Genomic DNA, 21,800 nt, shown 5'->3' with positions numbered 1-21,800 from the left:
GGTTGAAGGGGAAGTTCCAGCGAAGATCCAGCATACCATCAGAGCTGGAAGCTCCACCAGTTCCTATTGTTCTCCGATGGGATCCCCATGTTCCAAGATTGCAGCTCGCAGATCCGCTTTAACCCACCTGCCCTTTTCTACGGGGTTGCCGCTTGCGATTTGGATCGGGATGGGGCCTTTGAGCTGTTTGTGTGCGGGTTCCGCGGCTCCAATCGAGTCTTGAAGTGGGATGGGCAAGCCCTGGTGGATCAAGCAGACGACACCCTGGCCGATGCAGGGCGCATGGCAATTGGGGTGGCTGCTGCCGACTTTGACGGGGACGGGCAGGAAGAACTTTATGTCTTGAACACCGATACCTTCGGCGGGCGCAAGCGCTTTGGGGATCGCCTCTTCGACTGGCAGGGATCTCGCTGGGTGGACCTGTTCTCCCTGCCGCAAAACCAAGATGCCCTCAACTTGACGGCAGGTCGCTCTGTAGCTTGTGTGGATCGTCTTGGCCAGGGGAGCTATGGATTTTTCGTAGCCAACTACGGCGGCCCTATGCGCCTCTACGAGTTGGGCCCTAACCAAATGATCGCCGATGTGGCGCCAGAAGCGAGACTCAATCGGGTGACGGGCGGGCGGGGGTTGGTGGCCGTGCCCTTGGTCTCGCAGCGGATGGACATTTTTGCCGTCAATGAGCAGGGACCTAACTTTCTGTTTCGCAACCGGGGAGATGGCACCTTTGAAGAGATTGCCGCTGAGGTGGGCCTAGCAGATCCCGACGAGCATGGGCGCGGCGTGGCAGCGGTGGATCTGGATGGGGATGGACGGCTGGATTTGCTCTATGGCAACTGGGAAGGCCCCCATCGCCTCTGGATCCAGACCCCCAGCGGTTTTTTTAAGGATGTAGCCCCCCCGGAGTTGGCTAGGCCCTCCCGCATTCGCACAGTCATCGCTGCCGACTTCGACAACGACGGCTACCCAGAGCTGTTTTTCAACAACATCGGCGAGCCCAACCGTCTGTTTGCATGGCGCTCAGGCCGTTGGCAAGCCATTGACATTGGAGATGCTGCCGAGCCGCAGGGATTGGGGACAGGAGCAGCGGTGGCCGATGTGGATGGGGATGGTCGTCTGGAATTGTTGATTGCCCATGGGGAGTCTGGCGCCCAGCCTCTCAGCTTCTATCGCCCTCAGGCCAATGCCAACAACTGGCTGAGAGTTCTGCCCCTCACCCGCCAGGGAGCCCCGGCCCGCGGCGCGTTGGTAAGGCTGCTCACCTCCACCCGTACCCAGATCCAGGCCATCGACGCCGGCAGCGGCTACCTCTGTCAGATGGAGCCGGTGGCCCACTTTGGCCTGGGATCCGAAACAGGGGTCAAGGAAATCCAGATCCAGTGGCCGGATGGGAAACAGTTGCAGGTGGCCCACCCACCGGTCAACCAGCTTTTGCGGATCCCTTATCCCCGCTAGCCGCCAATCTGAGACATGGTGCGCCGGTAGGATCCCTGGCTGCCGGTGTCCCGTCCTTTGAAGTTGATGTCCGGCTTGATGTCCAGCAGTTCTCGCACCTGCTGTCTTAGCCTTTCGGCAGGGATCCCAGCTCGCAGCGGATCCCGCAGGTTGATTTGGCCGGATTCGTTGAGCAGGCAAGGGCGCAGCCAACCGTCGCTGGATAGCCGCATGCGGTTGCATCGATCACAAAAGCACTCCGACATCTGGCTGATAAAGCCCAAGGTGCCTTTTGCCCCCGGGATTCGAAACACATCCGCCGGCCCATTGCCGGCCACAAACCCAGGTTCCAGGCCAAAGCGAGCGCGAATTCGCTGTCGCAGCACCTCAGACTCCACCCAGCCGGCCTGCTGAAAGAGGGCGGCATTGCCAATGGGCATAAACTCGATGAAGCGCACATGCCATTGCCGCTCCAGGGTAAGGGCAGCCAGATCTTCCACTTCCGATTCGTTGAGCCCAGGGATCACCACCACATTCAACTTGAGGGGATCAAACCCCACTTGGTGGGCAACTTGGATCCCGGCCCAGACCTGCTGCCAGCGATCCCGCCCTGTGATCAGCCGAAAGGTCTCGGGGTTGAGGGAATCGAAGCTGATGTTGATGCGGCGCAGCCCCGCTTCATAGAGGAGTTGGGCCTTTTGGCTGAGGTTGAAGCCGTTGGTGGTAAGGGCCACATCTCTCACCCCAGGCAGGCTGCATAGAGCCCGGATGAGGTGCTCCAGCCCCGGCCTCAGCAGGGGTTCGCCGCCGGTGAGGCGAAAGCAATCGATCCCCAAGGGCAAAAACACCTCTCGAACCAACGTGAGGATTTCCTCATCCGTTAAACGCTCTGGGGCTTGCAGCCACGTCAACTCCGCCTCGTCAGGCATGCAGTACTGGCAGCGGAAATTGCAGCGATCGATCAAGCTGATGCGCAGATAGTTAACGGTCGGCATGGCAAGCTGGGCCAGGAAAAAAATGGCAACCTTTCCCCTCAAGGGCACTTTCCGTCGCTTTTGGAAAACCTCCCAGAGTCTTCATCCGTGAAGGCAGCGAGAACCGTCTTGAGATTTTAGCTGGCGGGGGCAACACCTCCAGTTTGCAGGATACTGCGAGGATTGAGGTGCAAATCTCTACCCAGATTCATTGCAGTGCTTCGCGTGCAGCAGGGGTGGTGAAGCAGCGAGCCAGCAGAAAGAACAATCCCTCCATCTCCGCTGGCTGCTCAGCCTATGGCTTTTGTGTGATGACCGACAAAGGCGCACCGCCACAGGAAGGCAGGCAGCAGGTGGTGATACACAACGCGCCCATCACAACCCTGACCATGAGTCCACCCTCAAGGCGCAGGGTGCTGGGCAAGCCTATGGTGGAGGCCGGTCATGGGCAGTTCCTGAACTCGGCGCTGCCCTGGGTTGGGTTCAAGCGGGGCAAGGCTGGAGCCAGAGAGAGGGCGGCAGGCACCTCTCAGGAGTGTCCGGCGTGGGGTGAGGCGCTGAGAACCCGCTGGTATGAGTGCTCTTGTGGCTGTTGGCTGCCCAGGGATGTTGCCGGTGGGATGGTGCTGCGGGATCGGGTTGGGGAGCGCGGTGAGGTGCTCGCCAGGGGGACGAAGTCCTCAAAGGCCCCTGGAGAGGTTCTGGCGGGGATGTCCTCTAGGGCATCGGGTCAAGACTCGGTGAAGGGGGAATCTCCTGCTACTTGGTTTGCGTTAGCGGGATGAGCGTCAAAACTGGGCTTGGATGCGGTCAAACAAGGCCCCATCGGCAAAAAAGCGGTTTTGGACAACCTCCCAGCCTCCCAGGTCGGCGACGGTAACCAGCTTCTCAACAGGAGGGTACCGCCAGGCAAACTCTTGGGCCACCGTCGGCTCCACCGGGCGAAAGCCCACCTCGGCAAAGGCCCGCTGCGCTTCTGGGGTGAATAGGTAGTCCACAAAGGCTTCGGCCACGGCACGGGTACCTTTGCGATCCACATTGGCATCCACCACGGCTACGGGGTTGTCGATGGAAATGTTGGGGTCGGGCACCACATAGGACAGGGATTGGCCGCGCAAGCCCGCCAGGATCACCTCATGTTCGTAGGTAATCAGGGCATCCCCTTGCCCTTTCTGGAAAAAAACATCGGTGGCCTCCCGCGAGTCCCGCGGCAAAATACGGACATTTTTGTAGACCTGGGTGGTGAAGGCCAGAGCCTGGGGTTCAGGGACAGCGCTCCAGAGGGCTAAAAAGTTCCAGCGGGCGCCCCCTGAGGTCTTGGGGTTGGCGGTAACCACCTGCAAGCCGGGCCGAGCCAGATCTTGCCAAGAGCGGATCCCCTGGGGGTTGCCCTCCCGCGTCACAATCACCGCCACCGAGCGGGTGACGATCCCTTGGTTGGGGGTGCGGGCTTCCCACCCCGGCTGAATGAGACCGGCAGCCACGATGCGCTCCACATCCAGGGCCAGAGCCAAGGCCACCACATCGGCATCCAGCCCGTTGATGACCGCCCGCGATTGCGTTGCTGAGCCGCCGTAGCTGCTTTCTACGCGCACCCGTTGCCCCGTTTTCGCCAGCCAATCGGCCTCAAAAGCAGGGATGATCTGCCGGTAGGCATCCCGCGTCACCGCAAAAGAAGCGAGGAGGATCCTGACTTCCCCCTGCAATCCCCCCCCTCGGCCACAGCCGCCAAGGCCAAGCAGAAGGCAGAGCAGCAGGGATCCCATCCCCAGCCACCGTCCCCCGCTCGCCAGCAGCCTCTGGATCCCGCCTGTCTTTGTAACCTCCATAGCCGTCCTCAAAACCTCGGGCCGCCCTCGCCCCCAGCCTCTCTCCGACAGAGGGGCTCCGCTTGCTGTAGGCGGAAGGAGCAGGCCCTTGTTCCTATTCTACGGTAAGCCGGTCGGCAAACCGTTTTTATTTAAGGATCCCTAGGCAGGACAGGGGGTGGGGATCGCCGCATCGACAGCGAGATCCAGCGTGGCCTTGAGAATGCCAGGATCCTCTGGAGAAGGGTGCAACTGGAACCCCAGCCGCTGACACAGGCGGCGCATCGCCTCGTTTTCGCCAAGAACCTCGCCGGTGAGGCGCTGGATCCCTTCGCAGCGGGCCACCTGGATGAGGCGGGTCAACAGCTCCGTGCCAATCCCCTGTCTTTGATAGGGATCCGCCACCAGCATGGCAAACTCTGCTTCTTGGGGAAAGCCATGTTTTCTGGAGAGGCGGCTGATGCCGAGGATTAAGGACTTCGTCCCGCTGACGCGATTGGCCTCTGGCTCCTGTTTTTCTGCTACTAAGGCAATCTCGCGGTCGTAATCGTTAAAGCAAATGCGGGTAAGGCGCTCGTGGGCGATGCGGGCGCTGTATTTGATCGGGTGGAAGTAGCGCAGATAGACGCTGTAATCGGAGACGTGGCGGTGAAAATCGATCACCAGAGGCTCATCTTCGGGGCGGATGGGGCGGATGGTGATGCCGTCCCGGAAGGGCCAGATGTACTGGGTGGGGTAGGGGCGGATGGCCAAAGGCACCTGGGGATCCTGCTCCGTTCGCAAAATAACGCGGGCATCGAGGGCCACCAACCCCTTGGCAGAAGCCAGCAGCGGGTTGATGTCAATTTCTCGGATGTCCTGCTGTTCGGCCACCAGTTGGCTAAAGCGCACCAAGAGCTGTTCCAGGGCCTCCAGATCGACAGCTGGGCGTCCGCGTACCCCCCTGAGGGCCTTGTAGATGAGGGTGTTTTCCATCAGGCGCCGCGCCAAGGTGGTGTTGAGGGGGGGAAGGCCAATGGAGCGATCTTGAAACACCTCCACCAGTTGTCCGCCACTGCCAAACAGCAACACCGGCCCAAATTGGGGATCCTGGCTGCTGCCCAAGATCAGCTCGTAGCCATCCGTGCCCACCAAAGGACTTTGTCCCGCTGCCACAAAGGGCTGCACCGTGACCCCCTGGAAGTGCTCGGGCCCCGCTTTTTCGGTAACGTTGCGGTAAATTTGCCCAAAAGCCCGCCGCACCACCTCGGCATCGGGCAGGTTGAGCTGCACGCCACCCACCTCGGTCTTGTGGGTGAGGGTGTGGGAGTAGAGTTTCACCACCACCGGGTAGCCCATAGCCTCGGCAGCTTCCACCGCCGCTTCGGGACTCTCAGCCACCCGCGTCGGCACCACCGGGATCCCGTAGGCGGCCAGGATCTCTTTGGACTCCGCCTCGGTTAGAAGCGTTCGACCTTCCCGCCGAGCTTGGCTAAAGGTTTGCTGCACCTTGTCGCGCTCTACCGCTGTTGAAGGGGGCAGAGTGGGGGTCTCGTAGAGGGCCTTGAGGTTGTAGCTAAATCGCCACAAATAGCCGAACACCCGCGCCGCTTGATCCGGGTAGCGATAGGTAGGGATCCCGGCCTGGTTGAGGATCTGCTCGCCGACATCCACGCCAGCTCCCCCCATCCAACTGGCCAGAATGGGCTGCCGGGATCCGCTGCGCCGCCAGGTCTCCACCACTTTCTCAGCCGTGCGGGTGGGATCCGTCATGGCTTGGGGGGTGAGGATGACCAGACAGCCCTGGCTGCCGGGATCCCGCAACACCACTTCCAAAACTTGGGCAAAGCGCTCCGGATCTGCGTCCCCCAAAATATCAATGGGATTGCCGTGGCTCCAGTGGGGGGGCAAGAGCTGGTTAAGCTGCTCCAGGGTTTGGGGGGAGAGCTGGGCCAGGGATCCCCCGGCGCGGATGAGGGCATCGGTGGCCAGCACCCCTGGCCCGCCGGCATTGGTGAGGATGGTCAGGTGAGGGCCCTGAGGACGGGGCTGTTTGGCCAGCACCTCCGCCAGGTCGAAGAGATCTTCAATGTGATCCACCCGCAGCACGCCGCAACGGCGGAAGGCCGCATCCAACACTGCGTCGCTGCCGGTGAGGGAGCCCGTGTGGGAAGCGGCTGCTTGGGCTGCCGCCTGGGTGCGCCCCGCCTTGATGACAATGATGGGCTTGCTCAGGGCCACCTCTCGGGCCGCGGACAGAAAAGAGCGGGCATCCCCGATGGATTCCATGTACAAGACAATGCTGTGGGTATGGGGATCCTCGCCCAAGTAGTCGATTAAGTCTCCCCAGCCCACATCCAGCATCGATCCCAGAGAGATAAAGGCACTGAAGCCCACATTTTCCTGCAGGCTCCAGTCCAGGATCGAGGTGCACAGGGCCCCACTTTGGCTGATGAAGCCCACATTGCCGGGCCGGGCCATCTGGGCAGCAAAGGTGGCGTTTAAGCCCGTGTGGGGGTTTTGGATCCCTAGGCAGTTGGGGCCAATCAAGCGCAGCTTCCCAAGGACTCCGTCCCGCTGACGCGATTGGATAGTCTGCTGAATTTGCTTCTCCAGCTCCCAGCCAGCAGGGCCCGTTTCCTTGAAGCCTGCCGAGAGGATGATGGCACCCTTGACCCCCACTTCCACACACTCTTGCACCACCTCGGGCACTCCCGCTGCCGGAATGGCAATAATAGCCAGATCCACTGGCTCCGGCAAAGCGGAAAGCCGCTCATAGGCCCGGATCCCCAACACCTGGTGCCGCTTGGGATTGACGGGGTAGACCGTGCCGCCAAAGGGGTGGCTGATGAGGTTCCACAACACCGTCCGCCCCACACTGCCCTCCCGCTCCGTGGCCCCCACCACCGCCACCGAACGGGGCAGAAAAATGGGATTCAGGGGATGGGATCGGGCCCTCCAGATATCCACACTGGGATCCAGTCGTTGCCACATACCCTACTCCTTAGGCCAACACTGGTTCCGGCTGGTGGTAGAGAGCAGAATCCACCCGGCAGCCCTGATAGGCCAGGACGTACAGCTCCTTCATGTCCTGAATGAGGGGATAGCGGGGGTTGGCGCCGGTGCACTGGTCGTCAAAGGCTTGCTCCGCCATGGTCTCCAGACGGTCGTAGAACTCCCGCTCCTTCTCGCCCAGGGCCTCGCGAATGGTGGCCGGGATCTCCAGTTTCCGCTTGAGCTCTTCGATGGCCTCAATCAGGCGCATGACCTTTTCATCGTCATCCGCCCCGCCCAACTGTAGGTAATCGGCAATTTCCGCGTAGCGGTGCTTGGCGTTGGGATAGCGGTATTGGGGAAAGATGGCCTGCTTAAAGGGGGCGTCGGTGGCGTTGTAGCGGATGACGTGGGTGATCATCAGGGCGTTGGCCAGTCCGTGGGGCAGATGGAAGGTGGATCCCAGCTTGTGGGCCAGGGAGTGGCACACCCCCAAAAAGGCGTTGGCAAAGGCCATGCCGGCAATGGTGGCGGCGTAGTGGACTTTTTCCCGCGCTTCGGGATCCTCGGCGCCCTTCTCGTAGGCCCGCGGCAGGTAGGTCATCAGGAGCTTGATGGCCTGCAGGGCCAGCCCATCGGTAAAATCGCTGGCCATCACCGACACATAGGCTTCCAGAGCGTGGGTGAGGGCATCGATACCCCCGTAAGCCGTCAGCTTCTTGGGCATCTTGAGGGTGAGATCCGGATCCACAATGGCCATGGTGGGGGTGAGGGCGTAGTCCGCCAGCGGGTATTTGATCCCCACCCGGTCATCGGTCACCACGGCAAAGGGCGTCACCTCGGAGCCGGTGCCGGAAGTGGTGGGGATGCAGATGAGCTGAGCTTTTTGTCCCAGTGGGGGCAGCTCGTAAACCCGCTTGCGGATGTCCATAAAGCGCATCGCCAAGCCATCAAACTCCACCTGGGGCTGCTCGTACATCAGCCACATCACCTTGGCCGCATCCATCGGGGATCCCCCGCCGACCGCAATAATCACATCCGGTTGAAACTGGCGCAACTGCTCCAGACCGCGATTGACGTTGCTGAGGGTGGGATCCGGCTCTACATCGTGGTACACATCCCAGCTCACGCGAATCTCATCCAAAACCTGGGTGATGGGATGCAACATGCCCAGTTCAAAGAGCGGCTTATCGGTCACCAAAAAGGCGCGTTTTTTGCCGGCCAATTCCCGCAGAGCAATGGGTAGACATCCGGGCTTGAAGTAAATCTTGGGCGGGATCCGAAACCAGAGCATGTTTTCCCGGCGTTGGGTCACGGTTTTGAGGTTGAGCAGGTGATGCGGCCCCACATTGTCGGAGACAGAGTTGCCCCCCCAAGTGCCACAGCCCAAGGTCAGAGAGGGATCCAGCTTGAAGTTGTAGAGATCCCCGATTGCCCCCTGGGAAGAGGGAGTATTGATCAACACTCGCGCCGTTTGTAGGGCATTCTCAAAGTAGGCAATATCGTCTCGATTGGCGGGATCTGTGTACAAAACAGAGGTATGCCCCCTGCCCCCGAAATTGACCAGTTGAACGGCCACTTCCACAGCAGCGTGAAAATCCTTGGCTCGGTAGAGGGCCAAGATGGGGGCCAATTTTTCGTAGGAGAAGGGCTCCTCAGGCCCCACCTTCTCCACTTCCCCGATCAACAGCTTGGCACCTTCGGGAACCTGGATCCCGGCCAGGGTGGCGATGGTTTGCACCGGTTGGCCCACAATGGCCGGATTGAGGCGACCGTCTTTGAGAAGGATGCGGCGCACTGCTTCGGTTTGTTCCAGATCCAAAATGTAGGCCCCCCGATGGCGAAACTCGGCCTTGACCTGCTCGTAGATGGCATCCACCACCACCACTGCCTGTTCTGAGGCACAGATCATGCCGTTGTCGAAGGTCTTGCTCAACAGAATCGAGCTGACGGCTGTGGGGATGTCGGCACTGGCATCGATCACTGCCGGGGTATTGCCCGCTCCCACCCCCAAAGACGGGTGGCCCGAAGAATAGGCCGCTTTGACCATGCCAGGCCCGCCGGTAGCCAAGATCAGCTTCACCTCAGGATGCTGCATTAAGGCCTGAGAAAGCTCGATGGTGGGCTCGTCGATCCAGCCGATCAACCCCACAGGAGCGCCCGCTGCCTCGGCAGCTTCTCTGACCACTTTGGCCGCGGCAATGGTGCATTGTTTAGCCCGCGGGTGGGGAGAAAAGATAATGCCGTTGCGGGTTTTGAGGGTGATCAGAGCCTTGAAAATTGTCGTCGAGGTAGGGTTGGTTACCGGCACAATACCTGCCAAAAGACCCACCGGTTCAGCAATTCTCTCGTAGCCAAAGCTCTCATCCCGCTCGATAACCCCGCAGGTTTTCTCGTGTTTGTATTTGTTGTAAATGTATTCCGAGGCAAAGTGATTTTTGATCACCTTGTCTTCCACAATGCCCATGCCGGTTTCCTGTACCGCCAGCTTGGCCAACGGGATCCGTTCGTTGTTGGCAGCCAGAGCGGCTTTGTGAAAAATCCGGTCTACCTGTTCTTGGGTGAAAGTTGCATATTCAGCTTGGGCAGCCTTCACCTGCTGGATCAAGGTTTCCAGCTCGGCTAGATTGGTTACTGGCATCGGTGGATCCCTCCAAAACTCATCAAGACTTAGACGATAGGAACAATTGACAATCGGATAGTTGGAAATAGTCGAATAACCCGAATGGCAATCTAGGCGCCAACAGGAGCAGGAACTTGGATTTCGGTGGTCAGGGTGGGGGGATGGGTGAGCGTATTGTGAATGATGCAGGCATCAACTGCTTTTTCCAGCCCCTTTTGATGCCTTCCGTCCAGCGGGATCCCAGTTTTTACACGAATGTGAATGTTGTCTAGGCGAGCCGGATGCTCAACTTTCTCCGCCGTGACCACCACCTCTAGTCCACTGGGATCCAACTGCCGAGCTTCCAGATATTTGACGGCATAAAAACCAACACAGGCGCCCAGAGAAGCCAGAAACCATTCCGGCGGCGTCATTCCCTGATCTCGACCGTGATTGTCCAAAGGCTGGTCGCTGAGAATGCGGTGCCCTCGGCTTTCCGCTTGGAACTGAACACCATCGCGGTAGGTGACGCAAACTTCCATTGGGGATCCCTCCTCTTGGGGTATTCTTCAGTTCACATAGAGTCCGTAAAGTTAGCCTGGGGATCAACTTGGATTCCAGTCAGCTCAGGGCCAATCTGGAGACGGTGCAGAGATTTTAGAGATTAACTGTGAATCACTTCGGATCTAAGCGTGACCTGGCTATGCTGACCCAAGCCGCAACTGCAGAATTGTCAAATAGCTACCAGTCCTTGATCCCGAAAGATTTGTAAGGCGTGATTCACCTGTTCGGGTGTGGGTGGATCGACATCGGCAAGGGTGTAAGGCAATCCCAATTGCTGCCATTTGTATTCCCCCATCTTGTGAAAGGGCAAAACTTCTACCCGCTCAACGTTAGAAAGCGTCGCCACAAACTGAGCCAAACCCTTTATGTTTTCTTCGGGATCCGTCAAGCCGGGAACCAGCACAAAACGAATCCAGGTAGGCTTGTGGATCTGGTCTAAATAGCGGGCCAGATTAAGAGTGGGTTCTAGCGAAACACCGGTGACCTTTCGATACAGCTCCGGCAGATAAGACTTGATATCGAGCAACACCAAATCTGTATGCTCCAACACAGGCTTGGCTGCTTCCAGTTGCCCATAGCCAGAAGTATCCAAAGCCGTGTGCAAGCCCAACTCATGACAGCGACGGAAGATCTCAGCTACAAAGGTGGGTTGCAGCAAAGGCTCTCCCCCGGTAGCCGTAACTCCCCCCTCTCGCAAGTAATTCTTGTAACGTTGGATCTCGGCAATTAAAGACTCAACCGTAACAAGCTGTCCCGCCTCCGGATCCCGACAGTCAGGGTTGTGGCAATACAAACAGCGAAGTGGACAACCCTGTGTAAAAATTACGAAGCGGATTCCTGGCCCATCGACGGTGCCACAGGTTTCCACCGAGTGAATGCGCCCAGCAATTGGTGTCAGGGGGTTCATAACGGTATCCATACTTTTATCCTGGATGACTTTTGCAAAATATCAATCAATCTTGAGGTTTTCTTCCAGATTGCTAACTCAGGTTAAATAGAACACAGTTTCCATTTCTCTTTGGATTAGGTTGGGACTAGATTTTTTTAGATCCCTAGGGTCTTTTAGCTAGACCGCTGCTATCCTGGCTGGAAGGGAGAAAGGGGGATAAAAAGCCGAAAGGGCAGCTTGGGGATCCCACCCAGCTCAGACCGATGGGTTACGTGGGCCCTGCACAGAAGTATCCACCGCGATGCCGTGTAGGCGATGGGCCTTGGGATCAAAATCCTTCGGGAAATGGGTATAGGCATCGACATCTGCGTGATCCAGCAGGGCGCCTTCTAAGAGGGCCTCTCGAAAATCGCTGCCAAAGAGGAGACATCCCCGCAGATCGGCTCCCAATAGGTTGGCTCCGCTGAAGTCGGCAAAACTGAGATCGCACCCCCGCAAATTAGCCCCCGCCAAGTTGGCTCCGCCGAAGTCGGCATAGCTGAGATCGGCACCGGCCAAATGGATCCCCTGCAGGTTAGCCCCTTGCAAATCGATCTCCCGAAAATCGCGCCGTCCTGAGGCATACTGGCTGACCAGATCCGCAGCGCTACAAACAGTCATCGTCATCGGGCCTCCTCGGTTATCGATGGGGGATCCCTTCCATCGACCCCGGTATGGGCGGACTTCAGGGATCCCCAGGCTGGTCTTTTAGCAGTGTTGATGGAACGTGCGGTTAATGACATCCAGTTGCTGCTCGCGGGTGAGCTTGATGAAGTTCACCGCATAGCCGGAAACCCGGATGGTGAGCTGTGGGTAGAGCTCCGGGTGCTCCATGGCATGCAGCAGGGTCTCGCGGTTGAGAACATTGACGTTGAGGTGGAAACCGCCATCCCGCATGTAGCCATCCAGCAGCCCCACTAGATTGGCAACCCGCTCCTCCGCTGTGCGACCTAGGGCCGCCGGCACAATCGAGAAGGTGTTGGAGATCCCATCCAGAGCGTCGTCGTAGGGCAGCTTGGCCACCGAAGCCAGCGACGCCACCGCCCCCTTGGTGTCCCGGCCGTGCATGGGGTTGGCCCCTGGGGCAAAGGGTTCGCCCGCTCGCCGCCCATCGGGAGTATTGCCGGTTTTCTTGCCGTAGACCACGTTGGAGGTGATGGTGAGGATGGACTGGGTGGGCACCGCATTGCGGTAGGTCTTGTGCTTGCGCAGCTCCGCCATGAAGGTCTGCACCAGTTGCACCGCAATGGAGTCAACTCGGTCGTCGTTGTTGCCGTATTTGGGGAAGTCGCCCTCCACCGCGTAATCCACCACTAGGCCCCGCTCATCCCGGATGGCCCGTACCCGCGCGTATTTGATGGCAGACAGGGAGTCGGCAGTTACCGACAGGCCGGCCAGCCCAAAGGCCATCGTGCGCAGGATGTCCCGGTCGTGGAGGGCCATCTCCAGGCGCTCGTAGCAGTACTTGTCGTGCATGTAGTGGATGATGTTCATGGTGTTGACGTAGGTCTTGGCCAGCCAGGCCATCATCTGCGCCATGCGCGGCCACACCTCGTCGTACTCCAGCACGTCGGCGGTGATGGGGGCATAGGCCGGGGCCACCTGCTCGCCGGAGATCTCGTCCCGACCGCCGTTGATGGCGTAGAGCAGGCACTTGGCCAAGTTCACCCGCGCCCCAAAGAACTGCATTTGCTTGCCGATGCGCATGGCCGACACGCAGCAGGCAATGCCGTAGTCATCTCCCCAGTAGGGGCGCATCAAGTCGTCGTTTTCGTACTGGATGGAGCTGGTTTCGATGGAGACCTTGGCGCAGTAGCGCTTGAAGGCTTCCGGCAGCCGCTCCGACCAAAGCACGGTCAAGTTGGGCTCTGGCGCCGGCCCCAGGTTGTAAAGGGTGTGCAGCATGCGGAAGCTGGTTTTGGTAACCAAAGGCCGCCCATCCAGGCCCATGCCGCCGATGCACTCGGTAACCCAGGTGGGATCCCCGCTGAACAGCTCGTTGTATTCAGGGGTGCGCAAAAACCGCACCATGCGCAGCTTCATGACGAAGTGGTCGATGAGCTCCTGCGCTTCTTCTTCGGTGAGGATCCCGGCCTGCAGATCCCGCTCGATGTAGATGTCCAAGAAGGTGGACACCCGCCCCAAGGACATGGCTGCCCCGTTTTGCTCCTTGACCGCTGCCAAGTAGGCCAGGTACAGCCATTGGATGGCTTCGCGGGCGTTGGCCGCCGGACGGCCCAGGTCAAACCCGTAGCGGGATCCCATCTCTTTCAGCTCTTGCAGGGCTTTGATCTGCTCGGAGAGCTCCTCCCGCAGGCGGATGGTCTCTTCGTCCATCGTGTCCAGGTCTAGGCTGGCTTTTTGGGCCTGCTTGTCTTCGATGAGCCGATCCACCCCGTAGAGGGCCACCCGCCGGTAGTCCCCGATGATGCGACCCCGACCGTAGGCATCCGGCAGGCCGGTGATGATCCCAGAGCGGCGGCAGCGGCGCATCTCTTCGGTGTAGGCATCGAAAACGCCGTCGTTGTGGGTTTTGCGGTACTGGGTGAAGATTTCCTTGGTGCGCGGATCCAGCTCATAGCCATAGGCTTTGAGGGAAGACTCCACCACGCGGATGCCGCCAAAGGGCAGGATGGCCCGCTTTAGAGGCTTGTCCGTCTGCAGCCCCACAATCTGTTCCAACTCTGGGTCGATGTAGCCAGGGGCGTGGCTGGTGATGGTAGAGGGAACGGCGGTATCGGCGTCCAGGATCCCTCGCTCTCGCTCCAGAGCCATCAAATCCTTGACCTTGGCCCACAGCCGCTGGGTGCGCTCGGTGGCTGCAGCTAAAAAGGTTTCATCGCCGGTGTAGGGGGTGTAATTCCGTTGAATAAAGTCTCTGACATCGATGCAGCGCTGCCAGGATCCCGGCGCAAAATCGCTCAAAATTCTTTGACCGTCTGCGTTGGATCCCGTCCTTGGTTGCGCCTTCAATTCTGTAGGTGATGCTACAGAACGCTGCACACTGGCAACCATAACCATCCTCCCGGCTGTTACGCCTGATAATCTATCGACAAGGCGAGGTGACACCTCGGCAGTTGCCCCACGCAGGCTTAAAAAAGAGCCAAAGAACTACCCAATCTCTGCAAGGCTTCCAGGGATCCTACGAAGGGCTTTTAGCAACTCTTCTGTTTCTTTTTTAGGCGTTCTAAATACACCTCGCCTAATCCAATTTTAGTCCCTTGCGCTCTGAGGATATTTTCGGTCGCGTGGTTTTTTAATCTTATTTTTATCCTATTTTTTAACACTGTCTTAATGCCTTCTTAATGTTGTTTTACGCTTTTCCATCGGCAAATGGCGGGCCTATGCTGAGGTAGGGCGGCCCAGGTCGCCTGTTGCCGTGAGAACGTCAGGACACTCGACGTTCGCGTTAGCAGTGCTTTGCTCTATGAACCAGTCCAATCGAATCGTCCAAGGGATCCACCACCTGCACTTCTATCTTTGGGATCTGCCCCGTTGGCAGGAACACTTTTGTCAGGTTTGGGGCTTCCGGGTGGAAGGACAGCTCGGCAGCACCCTCTGTCTGCGTCAGGGATCCCTGCGCTTGCGCCTGTCTCAGCCTGCTTGCCCTGGGGATGAGGTGGATCGCTATTTACAGCAACATTCCCCTGGCGTGGTGGATGTGGCCTTAGCGGTGGGGGAGCAAGAGCTGTCGGGCTTGGCAGAGCTTTTGCAGAGGCGAGGAGCCCAAGTGGAGTGGATCCCGGCAGAAGACGAAGGCTGCCCTGCTCTGTGCCTGCGCACTCCTTATGGACTCAGGCATTCTTTGATCCCCAGCTCAGGGATCCTCGATTCAGCTCCCGCCGAGGAGAACTTGTTTTCCCACTGGGATCATGTGGTGTTGAATGTGGAGCGGGGATCCCTGCAGGCGGCAGCGGATTGGTATGGGCAGGTGCTGGGTTGGCGGCCTTTGTATCGCTACAGCATCCGCACCGACAACTCCGGCCTAGAAAGTGTGGTGGTGGGAGATCCTGAAGCAGGGATCCAATTGGCCATCAACGAGCCCACCTGTGCCGCTTCCCAGATTCAAGAGTTTTTGGATGCCCATCGTGGCCCCGGCCTGCAACATGCGGCGTTGCATAGCTCGGATATCGTTGCCGGTGTGCGCCGGCTGCGACAGGGGGGCGTAAACTTTCTGCAGGTGCCGTCGGAGTATTACACAAACCTGGCAAGGGAGCTGGCTTCTGGAGCAATACTCCGTTCTGGTGGGTTGCCCCCCGCCATCTCCTGGCACGACTTGGTGGAGCAGCAGCTCCTTTTGGATGCCACCTTGCCTGCTTCTGATTCCCCACACCCCCCCCTGTTGTTGCAAACCTTCACTCAGCCTCTGTTTGGTCGGCCCACGTTTTTTTTCGAGGTCATCCAACGATTGGGTGGAGCCACAGGCTTTGGCGAAGCCAATTTTCAAGCCCTGTTTGAAGCTCTAGAACGCCAACAGCGACAACGGCAGAAGGCTCGGGCCTGTTAACACCCTCGTCAACGCTCTGGGGATCCGGTGGGAGCACTAGGGGAATGTCTCCAGTTCAATCAACACAACTGCACCCAGAGTTTCCAGCCGACCGTTCGGGTATGCGGAAGGCGGTCAACTCAAGACAATTGGGCAGCAACGGCTTTCAACAGGTGTTTTTGGTCAACGGGCTTCGTCAAATAGGCATCGGAGCCAAAGCATAACCCCTGTTCAATCTCTTCGGGAGAGATTTTCGAGGAGAGAAAGACAAAGGGGATGTGAGCCGTGGACTGATCCCATCTCAGAGCATCCAGCACCCCATAGCCGTTCAGCTTGGGCATCACCACATCGCACAACACCAAGTCCGGCATCAGCGTGCGCACCATCTGCAAACCCTCCTCTCCATCGGTGGCCGCCACCGCGTCGTACCCCGCTCTTTGCAACACCTTCTGCAGGTAGGTACGGATAGAGGGTTCGTCTTCAATCACCAGGATGCGTTTGGACATAACTTTGTAAAAAATTAAACAAAGACCTGGCCCAACCTGTCGGGCCTACTGTCCGCCTTCCCGGAGCCAGAGAGATCCGAGTTGATGCAAGAACAAGTCGAAGAACTACAGCTGCAGCATAGGGAAACTCTGGAAAAAAAACTCCGCCAAATCGCTCATTCTGGGATCCCACGGCTCTGCAAAAATCCTGATAGAGTGCGGAACAACTTTCCTCATCCGTAGATTTGCGGTTATGCCAGGTAGCCCAAACTCCTCTCCTCCTTTGGGAGAGGGGCCGGGGGGGAGGGCAGCCTATTCTGAGGTCAGTTGTCGTTCCATCAGGCGGGCGAGAGCGGCGGTGGGAGTGGTCTGCCCTTGCAGCAACTGGTGAACCTCTTGAGTAATGGGCACGGGGATCCCGTGTTGGGCGGCAATTTTTACAACGACCGGAGCTGTGTAAACGCCCTCGGCAGTACCCTCCATTTCGGCCAAAATCTGCGACAAAGGCTTGCCCTGGCCCAGCCCGTAGCCCACCCGGTAGTTGCGACTGAGGGAACTGTGACAGGTGGCCAGCAGATCCCCCAACCCCGACAGGCCGTTGAAGGTTTCTGCCCGTGCCCCCAGCTTGGATCCCACCCGGATCATCTCTGCCAGGCCGCGGGTAACCAGAGCCGCACGAGCATTGGCCCCCAGTTGCAAGCCATCACACACGCCAACAGCGATGGCGATAACATTTTTCAGGGTGCCGCCTAGCTCCACTCCCAGCGGATCGCTGCTGGTATAGAGGCGGAACCGCTCCGAGGAAAGGGCATACTGCACCTGCACAGCGGCCCAGGGATCCCGGCTGGCCACCACTGCTGCTGCCGGCAAGCCTTGGCGGATCTCCGCCGAAAGATTAGGCCCCGAGAGCACCACCAGGGGCTGCTCCGGGAAGGTGGCCCCCCAAATTTGGGTAGGGGTCAGAAGCTGCAGTGGATCCAACCCTTTGGTGGCCGAGACCAAAATTGCCTGCGGTGGGATCCCCACCTGGCGCACTGCTTCCACCACAGGGCGCACCCCCGCCATAGAGACGGCTGAGATGAGAATTTGGGATCCCTGGAGCACCTCTGCCAAATCCAGGCCCTTGCGGCGATCCCAAACCCGCACCCGGTGCCCTTGCCCCTGAGCCAGCATTGCCAGGGTACTTCCCCAAGCCCCGGCTCCCAAAATAGCAACGCTTTGAGGAGATGTTGGGCTTTGGCCTTCTGCGCTAGTGTTCATCTAATCTGTTCACCCGCAGACTTTCTCTTAAGCTTTCTTCGTAGGATGCCTCTCAAAAAACCTGCACCGGCGAAGGGAAGACCAACGGCAAAGGTTAGTATGGGTGGATACCAAATCATGGGTTAGCTCGAGAGCAGACGACATGGCAGAAGCAGGGATCCCCCGTCTTCCTCCTGAGGTAGCCGCCAAGATGGGAACCTGGCAGCACGGCTATGCCCTTACCAATGGCATTCAACTGCACTATGTCACCCAAGGGGAAGGGGAGCTGGCGATCTTGTTGCACGGTTTCCCGGAGTTTTGGTACTCCTGGCGGCATCAGATTCCGGTGTTGGCGCAGCGGTTTCGCGTGGTGGCACCCGATATGCGCGGCTACAACGATTCCGACAAACCGGATCACGGCTATGACCTGGATACCCTTACCGAGGATATCCGCGGCTTGCTAAGCCACTTTGGGGCCCGAAGAGCGGTGGTCGTAGCCCACGATTGGGGGGGAGCCATTGCCTGGCACTGGGCGCAATTTTTCCCTGAGGAGATTCGCAAGCTGGCCGTCCTCAATTCTCCCCATCCGGCCTGCTTCCGGCGGGAGTTCTTGAGCAACTTGGATCAACTGCGCCGCAGTTGGTACTTGTTCTTTTTTCAGTTGCCTTGGCTGCCAGAGTGGGTGCTGCAATGGGACTTGGGAGATTGGGTGCGCCGCATTTTCCAGGAAACTTCGGTGCGCAAAAGCGCCTTCACCCGCCACGACCTCAAGCTCTACCAAGAGGCCCTCTCCAAACCCAAGGTTCTCACCTCTGCCCTCAACTACTACCGCCAGCTTTTTAACCTGCCCACTTTGCAGAACCTGTTTTTGCAGCCCATGCGGCAAATCCTCGCCCCCACCCTGCTGATTTGGGGAGAAGAAGACTTTGCCCTCAGCCGCGAGCTAACCGAGGGGATGGATCCCTTTTTCCCCAACGGCCTGCGCAAGGAGTACATCCCCGAATGCGGCCATTGGGCGCAGCAGGAAGCTCCGCAAACGGTCAATCGGCTGCTGATGGAGTTTCTCTAGCGGGCCGGGCTTGGGATCCGCTCTTTACCATCTTCAAGGGTTGACCCTAGAATAATCCACTGAATTCTACGGGAGAACCGGCATGGCCCTGGAGTATCCATCCCATCTGCGCTACGTGGACACCCACGAGTACATCCATGTTGAGGATGATATTGCGGTGATTGGGATCACAGCTTATGCCGTCGATCAACTGGGGGATATCGTTTTCGTGGGCTTGCCCGAAGAAGGGACAGAGATTGAAAAAGGGGAAAGCTTTGGCTCGGTGGAATCGGTCAAAGCCGTCGAAGATCTCTATGCCCCTCTTTCTGGAGAGGTGGTGGCCGTGAATACAGCGGTGGTGGAGAGCCCCGAAAGCCTTGCTGACGATCCCTATGGCGATGGCTGGCTGATCAAGGTGCGCATTGCCAACCCCGAAGACTTGGAAGACACCATGAGTGCCGAAGCCTACGCCAGTTTGGTGGAGGGATCCTGAACCCCAACAGGTGGCCTCGAGCTACAGGAAAGTCTCTCGGTTACCACCCTCAGCTTTGGCCCGGTAGAGGGCTTTGTCGGCAGCAGCCAGCAGACTTTGTGGGTCAGTTCCTTCTTCCAGCTCCAGCAGAGAGGCGATGCCCACGCTGCAGCTCAGGGAGATGATCTCCGCTTCCACCTGCACCGACAGGGACTGGACGGCCTGCCGCAAGCGTTCTGTCAGCCCCAAGATTTGCGGGTTTGGGATCCCACGCACCAATAGGGCAAACTCATCGCCCCCCAAGCGGGCCACCAGATCATCTTGGCGAACGTGAGCTTGCAATCGCCGCGCCACCTGGATTAAGGTTTGATCCCCAACCCAGTGCCCCCAGCGGTCGTTGATTTGCTTAAACCCATCCAAATCCAGGTAGAGCACGTGGAGAGGAATTTGATGGCGAAGAGCAAAGGGGATCTCCAGCTCCAGTTGCTTCAGGAAAAAACGTCGGTTATACAGACCGGTTAGCGGGTCATAGAGGGCAGCAGTGGCCATTTGCAAAAAGAAGGCTTCTTCTGCCGCGTTGTAGTAGGCAAACTTGAGGGTGCTGGCCCCCACTTGAATGTAATCTCCATCCTTCAGGAGAACGCGGCTGACGCGCTCGCCGTTAACATATGTGCCGTTGAGGCTCTCCAGGTCGGTGAGGACATAACCTTCATCTTCTCTCTCCAGCCGACAGTGCTGCCGGGAGACGGCGTGATCCAAGAGCTGAATGTCCGCGCGGTGGCTGCGCCCCAAAACCCCACCCCTTGCCAAGGGAAACGTCATGCCCACATTGGCGCCGCTGAGCACCGTTAGAAAGGCCGCAGTTGCCTCAGGCTGGGGTCTGCGCTCGTAAAACTCCAAGGGGATCTGAGTGGTTGGCTCCTCTGGCAACTGAGAGAGAGGGTCGAGAGGCATGGAGAGGTCCAACGAATTGTGCGGGTTAGCAGTAAGCACTCGTTATATCCGTATTATGCCGGTTTTCCCAAGGGCGCATTTGGGTAGATGGGGGTCGTCTTGCCGGTTCTGATCTGTAAACCTGCGGAACTCTGGAGTTTATCGTATACCATCGCACGCGGTGAGGCCCTCAGTTGAGAGCTACGCGAGGATTCCATCCCGCCTGCGCGGTTGTATCGGCCAGCTGTGGGAAGAAGCTCAATGGCAAACCCCAATTTCCCCAGGATCCCAAGTATTTTTCGGGATAACTCAAAAAACGGGTTCGGTTTGCCCCTCGTTCCCTGATTTCGAGAAGAGGCTCTCTCCTCTATGTCCTACAGATCCTCTGACTTCTGAAGAGTTGCCGAGGCGGCCTAGAATGGGTCTGGGATCCCTGAGAGGAGGAGTGGGGCATGATCAGGCCCAATTCTGCCCATCTATTGACTCCGGATTTTCGCCTCAGCCTGTCGGTGTTGGCTTTGGCGGTACCGTTGTTCTGGCTTTCGCTTTGGGCGGGGCTGGGGGTGGGTCTGTTCGGCCTGTTTTTGATGGTGCAGACCTCTCTGATCGGGCTGGCCTTTACCAGGACGGCGCTGCAGGTCTACAGCGGCTCCAAGCGCATCCGCGAGTTTCCCTACAGCGAGTGGCAGGATTGGCAAATTTTCTGGCCGCCGCTGCCGGTGTTGTTCTTTTTCCGAGAAACCAAAAGCATTCATTTTTTGCCGATGCTGTTTAACCCTGCTGAGCTGAAGATGTGTTTGGAAGAGCGGGTGGGTCATCTCCACGCCCAACATCGGTCTCAAGGATCCCCGCCGATTGCTGGTCCGGGTAGCTCCCGCCGATGAGTGGCTCCGCCTTGTGGGTTTGGCAGCAGGCAGAGAGATGGCGCTGGCTGGAGTGTCAGCTTTTGGCGGAGTGGCCTCACGCTTTTGGCTCTCGCCAAGGTCATCCCCATCCCCCATCTCAGTTGGCCGCTCGGCTGCAACTGCCCCCTGAACGGGCCGCGTGGGGCCATCAGGTGCATGGCTGCAACTGGGTTTGGGCAGATGGGATCACGGAAACCCTTGGACAGAAGGGAGAGCAGGACTGCTCTGTTGGTCAAGGGATCTCTACCCGTTCTCAGGCGGATGCGGTCATTGCCCGCCGCCAAGGGGATTCTGCCTGGGTCTGCACCGCTGACTGTGTGCCGATTTTGGTGGCCAGTCGAGAATGGGTGGCGGCCATTCACGCCGGGTGGAGAGGCACTGCTGCGGGGATTTTGCCCAAGGTGCTGCAGGAGTTTCTCCGGGCGGGGATCCCTGCTGCTGGGATCCGCGTGGCCATCGGGCCTTCCATTTCGGGGTCGGTCTATCAGGTGTCAGAGGAGGTGGCGGAGCAGGTGCTGCAAAGCCTACCCCTAGGGCTGGATGCCCGCGCTGCTCTCTTGCCCGATCCTCTGCCTGGCAAGGTTCGCCTGGATCTGCGCTGGGTCAACGGTGCCCAAGCCCAAGCCAAAGGGATCCCCCCTGAACACATTGCCGTCAGCCCCCATTGCACCCTCAGCCAGCCCCAAGATTTCTTTTCCTATCGCCGCGATGGATCCCTGAAGGATGAGCAGGGCCGTCATTGCGTGCAGTGGTCGGGAATCGGCCTGCGGCCGTAGGCAGACTTGACCCAGTTCTGCCCGGAGGAACGGGAAGTAGTGGCTATAATTGCGCTCAAGACAGGGCTGATACATTTACGCTGAACACTGCTGAACATCACTGTTCAACTATGCAGCGATAGCATTCTGTTTGTTTCCAAACAGAATGGCGGTATCCCGCAAAGCTTTGAGTAGAA

At 58.6% G+C, this 21,800-nt stretch carries 18 protein-coding genes; 7 read left to right on the top strand and 11 right to left on the bottom strand.

What is annotated here, in order from left to right:
• The first annotated feature begins 87 nt into the window (after positions 1–87).
• Positions 88–1,452, top strand: a complete 1,365-nt coding sequence (locus tag NW849_RS02295) for a CRTAC1 family protein (RefSeq protein WP_414355735.1) — start codon at positions 88–90, stop codon at positions 1,450–1,452.
• On the opposite strand, the gene moaA is transcribed toward NW849_RS02295, so the two are convergent.
• Entirely contained in the window at positions 1,449–2,426 is a 978-nt protein-coding gene (moaA, locus tag NW849_RS02290; protein WP_414355756.1) for a GTP 3',8-cyclase MoaA, read from the bottom strand. The two genes, NW849_RS02295 and moaA, sit on opposite strands and share 4 nt — an antisense overlap.
• A gap of 290 nt (positions 2,427–2,716) precedes the next feature.
• On the opposite strand from moaA, the gene NW849_RS02285 reads away from it, so the two are divergent.
• Entirely contained in the window at positions 2,717–3,190 is a 474-nt protein-coding gene (locus NW849_RS02285; protein ID WP_414355734.1) for a hypothetical protein, read from the top strand.
• A gap of 3 nt (positions 3,191–3,193) precedes the next feature.
• Here the strand turns inward: NW849_RS02285 and NW849_RS02280 are convergent, their stop codons facing one another.
• From NW849_RS02280 to pflB, 7 genes are all read right to left on the bottom strand, one after another.
• Positions 3,194–4,234 (bottom strand): sulfate ABC transporter substrate-binding protein, encoded by a 1,041-nt coding sequence (locus NW849_RS02280; protein WP_414355733.1) that lies wholly within the window; start codon positions 4,232–4,234, stop codon positions 3,194–3,196.
• A 141-nt stretch (positions 4,235–4,375) separates the two neighbouring features.
• Positions 4,376–7,186 (bottom strand): GNAT family N-acetyltransferase, encoded by a 2,811-nt coding sequence (locus tag NW849_RS02275; protein WP_414355732.1) that lies wholly within the window; start codon positions 7,184–7,186, stop codon positions 4,376–4,378.
• Between the two features lie 10 nt (positions 7,187–7,196).
• Entirely contained in the window at positions 7,197–9,827 is a 2,631-nt protein-coding gene (adhE, locus tag NW849_RS02270; RefSeq protein WP_414355731.1) for a bifunctional acetaldehyde-CoA/alcohol dehydrogenase, read from the bottom strand.
• Between the two features lie 92 nt (positions 9,828–9,919).
• On the bottom strand, positions 9,920–10,330 hold the full coding sequence (locus tag NW849_RS02265) for an OsmC family protein (RefSeq protein ID WP_414343934.1): 411 nt from the start codon (positions 10,328–10,330) through the stop codon (positions 9,920–9,922).
• Between the two features lie 191 nt (positions 10,331–10,521).
• Positions 10,522–11,271 (bottom strand): pyruvate formate-lyase-activating protein, encoded by a 750-nt coding sequence (gene pflA / locus NW849_RS02260; RefSeq protein WP_414355730.1) that lies wholly within the window; start codon positions 11,269–11,271, stop codon positions 10,522–10,524.
• A gap of 225 nt (positions 11,272–11,496) precedes the next feature.
• Positions 11,497–11,907 (bottom strand): pentapeptide repeat-containing protein, encoded by a 411-nt coding sequence (locus tag NW849_RS02255; protein WP_414355729.1) that lies wholly within the window; start codon positions 11,905–11,907, stop codon positions 11,497–11,499.
• Positions 11,908–11,988: 81 nt separating this feature from the next.
• Positions 11,989–14,295 (bottom strand): formate C-acetyltransferase, encoded by a 2,307-nt coding sequence (pflB, locus tag NW849_RS02250; RefSeq protein WP_414355728.1) that lies wholly within the window; start codon positions 14,293–14,295, stop codon positions 11,989–11,991.
• Positions 14,296–14,707: 412 nt separating this feature from the next.
• Between pflB and NW849_RS02245 the strand changes: the two genes are divergently transcribed.
• Complete coding sequence (locus tag NW849_RS02245) at positions 14,708–15,787, top strand: VOC family protein (RefSeq protein WP_414355727.1); 1,080 nt, start codon at positions 14,708–14,710, stop codon at positions 15,785–15,787.
• Between the two features lie 119 nt (positions 15,788–15,906).
• Here NW849_RS02245 and NW849_RS02240 read toward each other — a convergent pair whose 3' ends face one another.
• The gene (locus tag NW849_RS02240) at positions 15,907–16,272 is read right to left on the bottom strand and encodes a response regulator (protein WP_414355726.1); all 366 of its coding nucleotides are present in this window, start codon (positions 16,270–16,272) and stop codon (positions 15,907–15,909) included.
• A gap of 291 nt (positions 16,273–16,563) precedes the next feature.
• A complete protein-coding gene (locus NW849_RS02235; RefSeq protein ID WP_414355725.1) occupies positions 16,564–17,511 on the bottom strand; it encodes an NAD(P)H-dependent glycerol-3-phosphate dehydrogenase in 948 nt (315 codons plus the stop codon).
• A gap of 142 nt (positions 17,512–17,653) precedes the next feature.
• Here NW849_RS02235 and NW849_RS02230 point away from each other — a divergent pair, with 142 nt between their 5' ends.
• Complete coding sequence (locus NW849_RS02230) at positions 17,654–18,559, top strand: alpha/beta fold hydrolase (protein ID WP_011432014.1); 906 nt, start codon at positions 17,654–17,656, stop codon at positions 18,557–18,559.
• Between the two features lie 82 nt (positions 18,560–18,641).
• Complete coding sequence (gene gcvH / locus NW849_RS02225) at positions 18,642–19,031, top strand: glycine cleavage system protein GcvH (protein WP_011432013.1); 390 nt, start codon at positions 18,642–18,644, stop codon at positions 19,029–19,031.
• Between the two features lie 21 nt (positions 19,032–19,052).
• Here the strand turns inward: gcvH and NW849_RS02220 are convergent, their stop codons facing one another.
• Positions 19,053–19,964 (bottom strand): diguanylate cyclase domain-containing protein, encoded by a 912-nt coding sequence (locus tag NW849_RS02220; RefSeq protein WP_414355724.1) that lies wholly within the window; start codon positions 19,962–19,964, stop codon positions 19,053–19,055.
• A 431-nt stretch (positions 19,965–20,395) separates the two neighbouring features.
• Here NW849_RS02220 and NW849_RS02215 point away from each other — a divergent pair, with 431 nt between their 5' ends.
• Positions 20,396–20,827: a DUF3119 family protein gene (locus NW849_RS02215; RefSeq protein WP_414355723.1), complete on the top strand. Its 432-nt coding sequence runs from the start codon at positions 20,396–20,398 to the stop codon at positions 20,825–20,827.
• On the top strand, positions 20,824–21,624 hold the full coding sequence (pgeF, locus tag NW849_RS02210) for a peptidoglycan editing factor PgeF (RefSeq protein WP_414355722.1): 801 nt from the start codon (positions 20,824–20,826) through the stop codon (positions 21,622–21,624). Before NW849_RS02215 ends, pgeF begins: the two co-directional genes overlap by 4 nt.
• Positions 21,625–21,800 lie beyond the last annotated feature (176 nt).

The organism is Synechococcus sp. R55.3, assembly GCF_047461975.1.
Taxonomy (GTDB): Bacteria; Cyanobacteriota; Cyanobacteriia; order Thermostichales; family Thermostichaceae; genus Thermostichus.
This window is presented reverse-complemented; position numbering and strand designations above follow the sequence as displayed.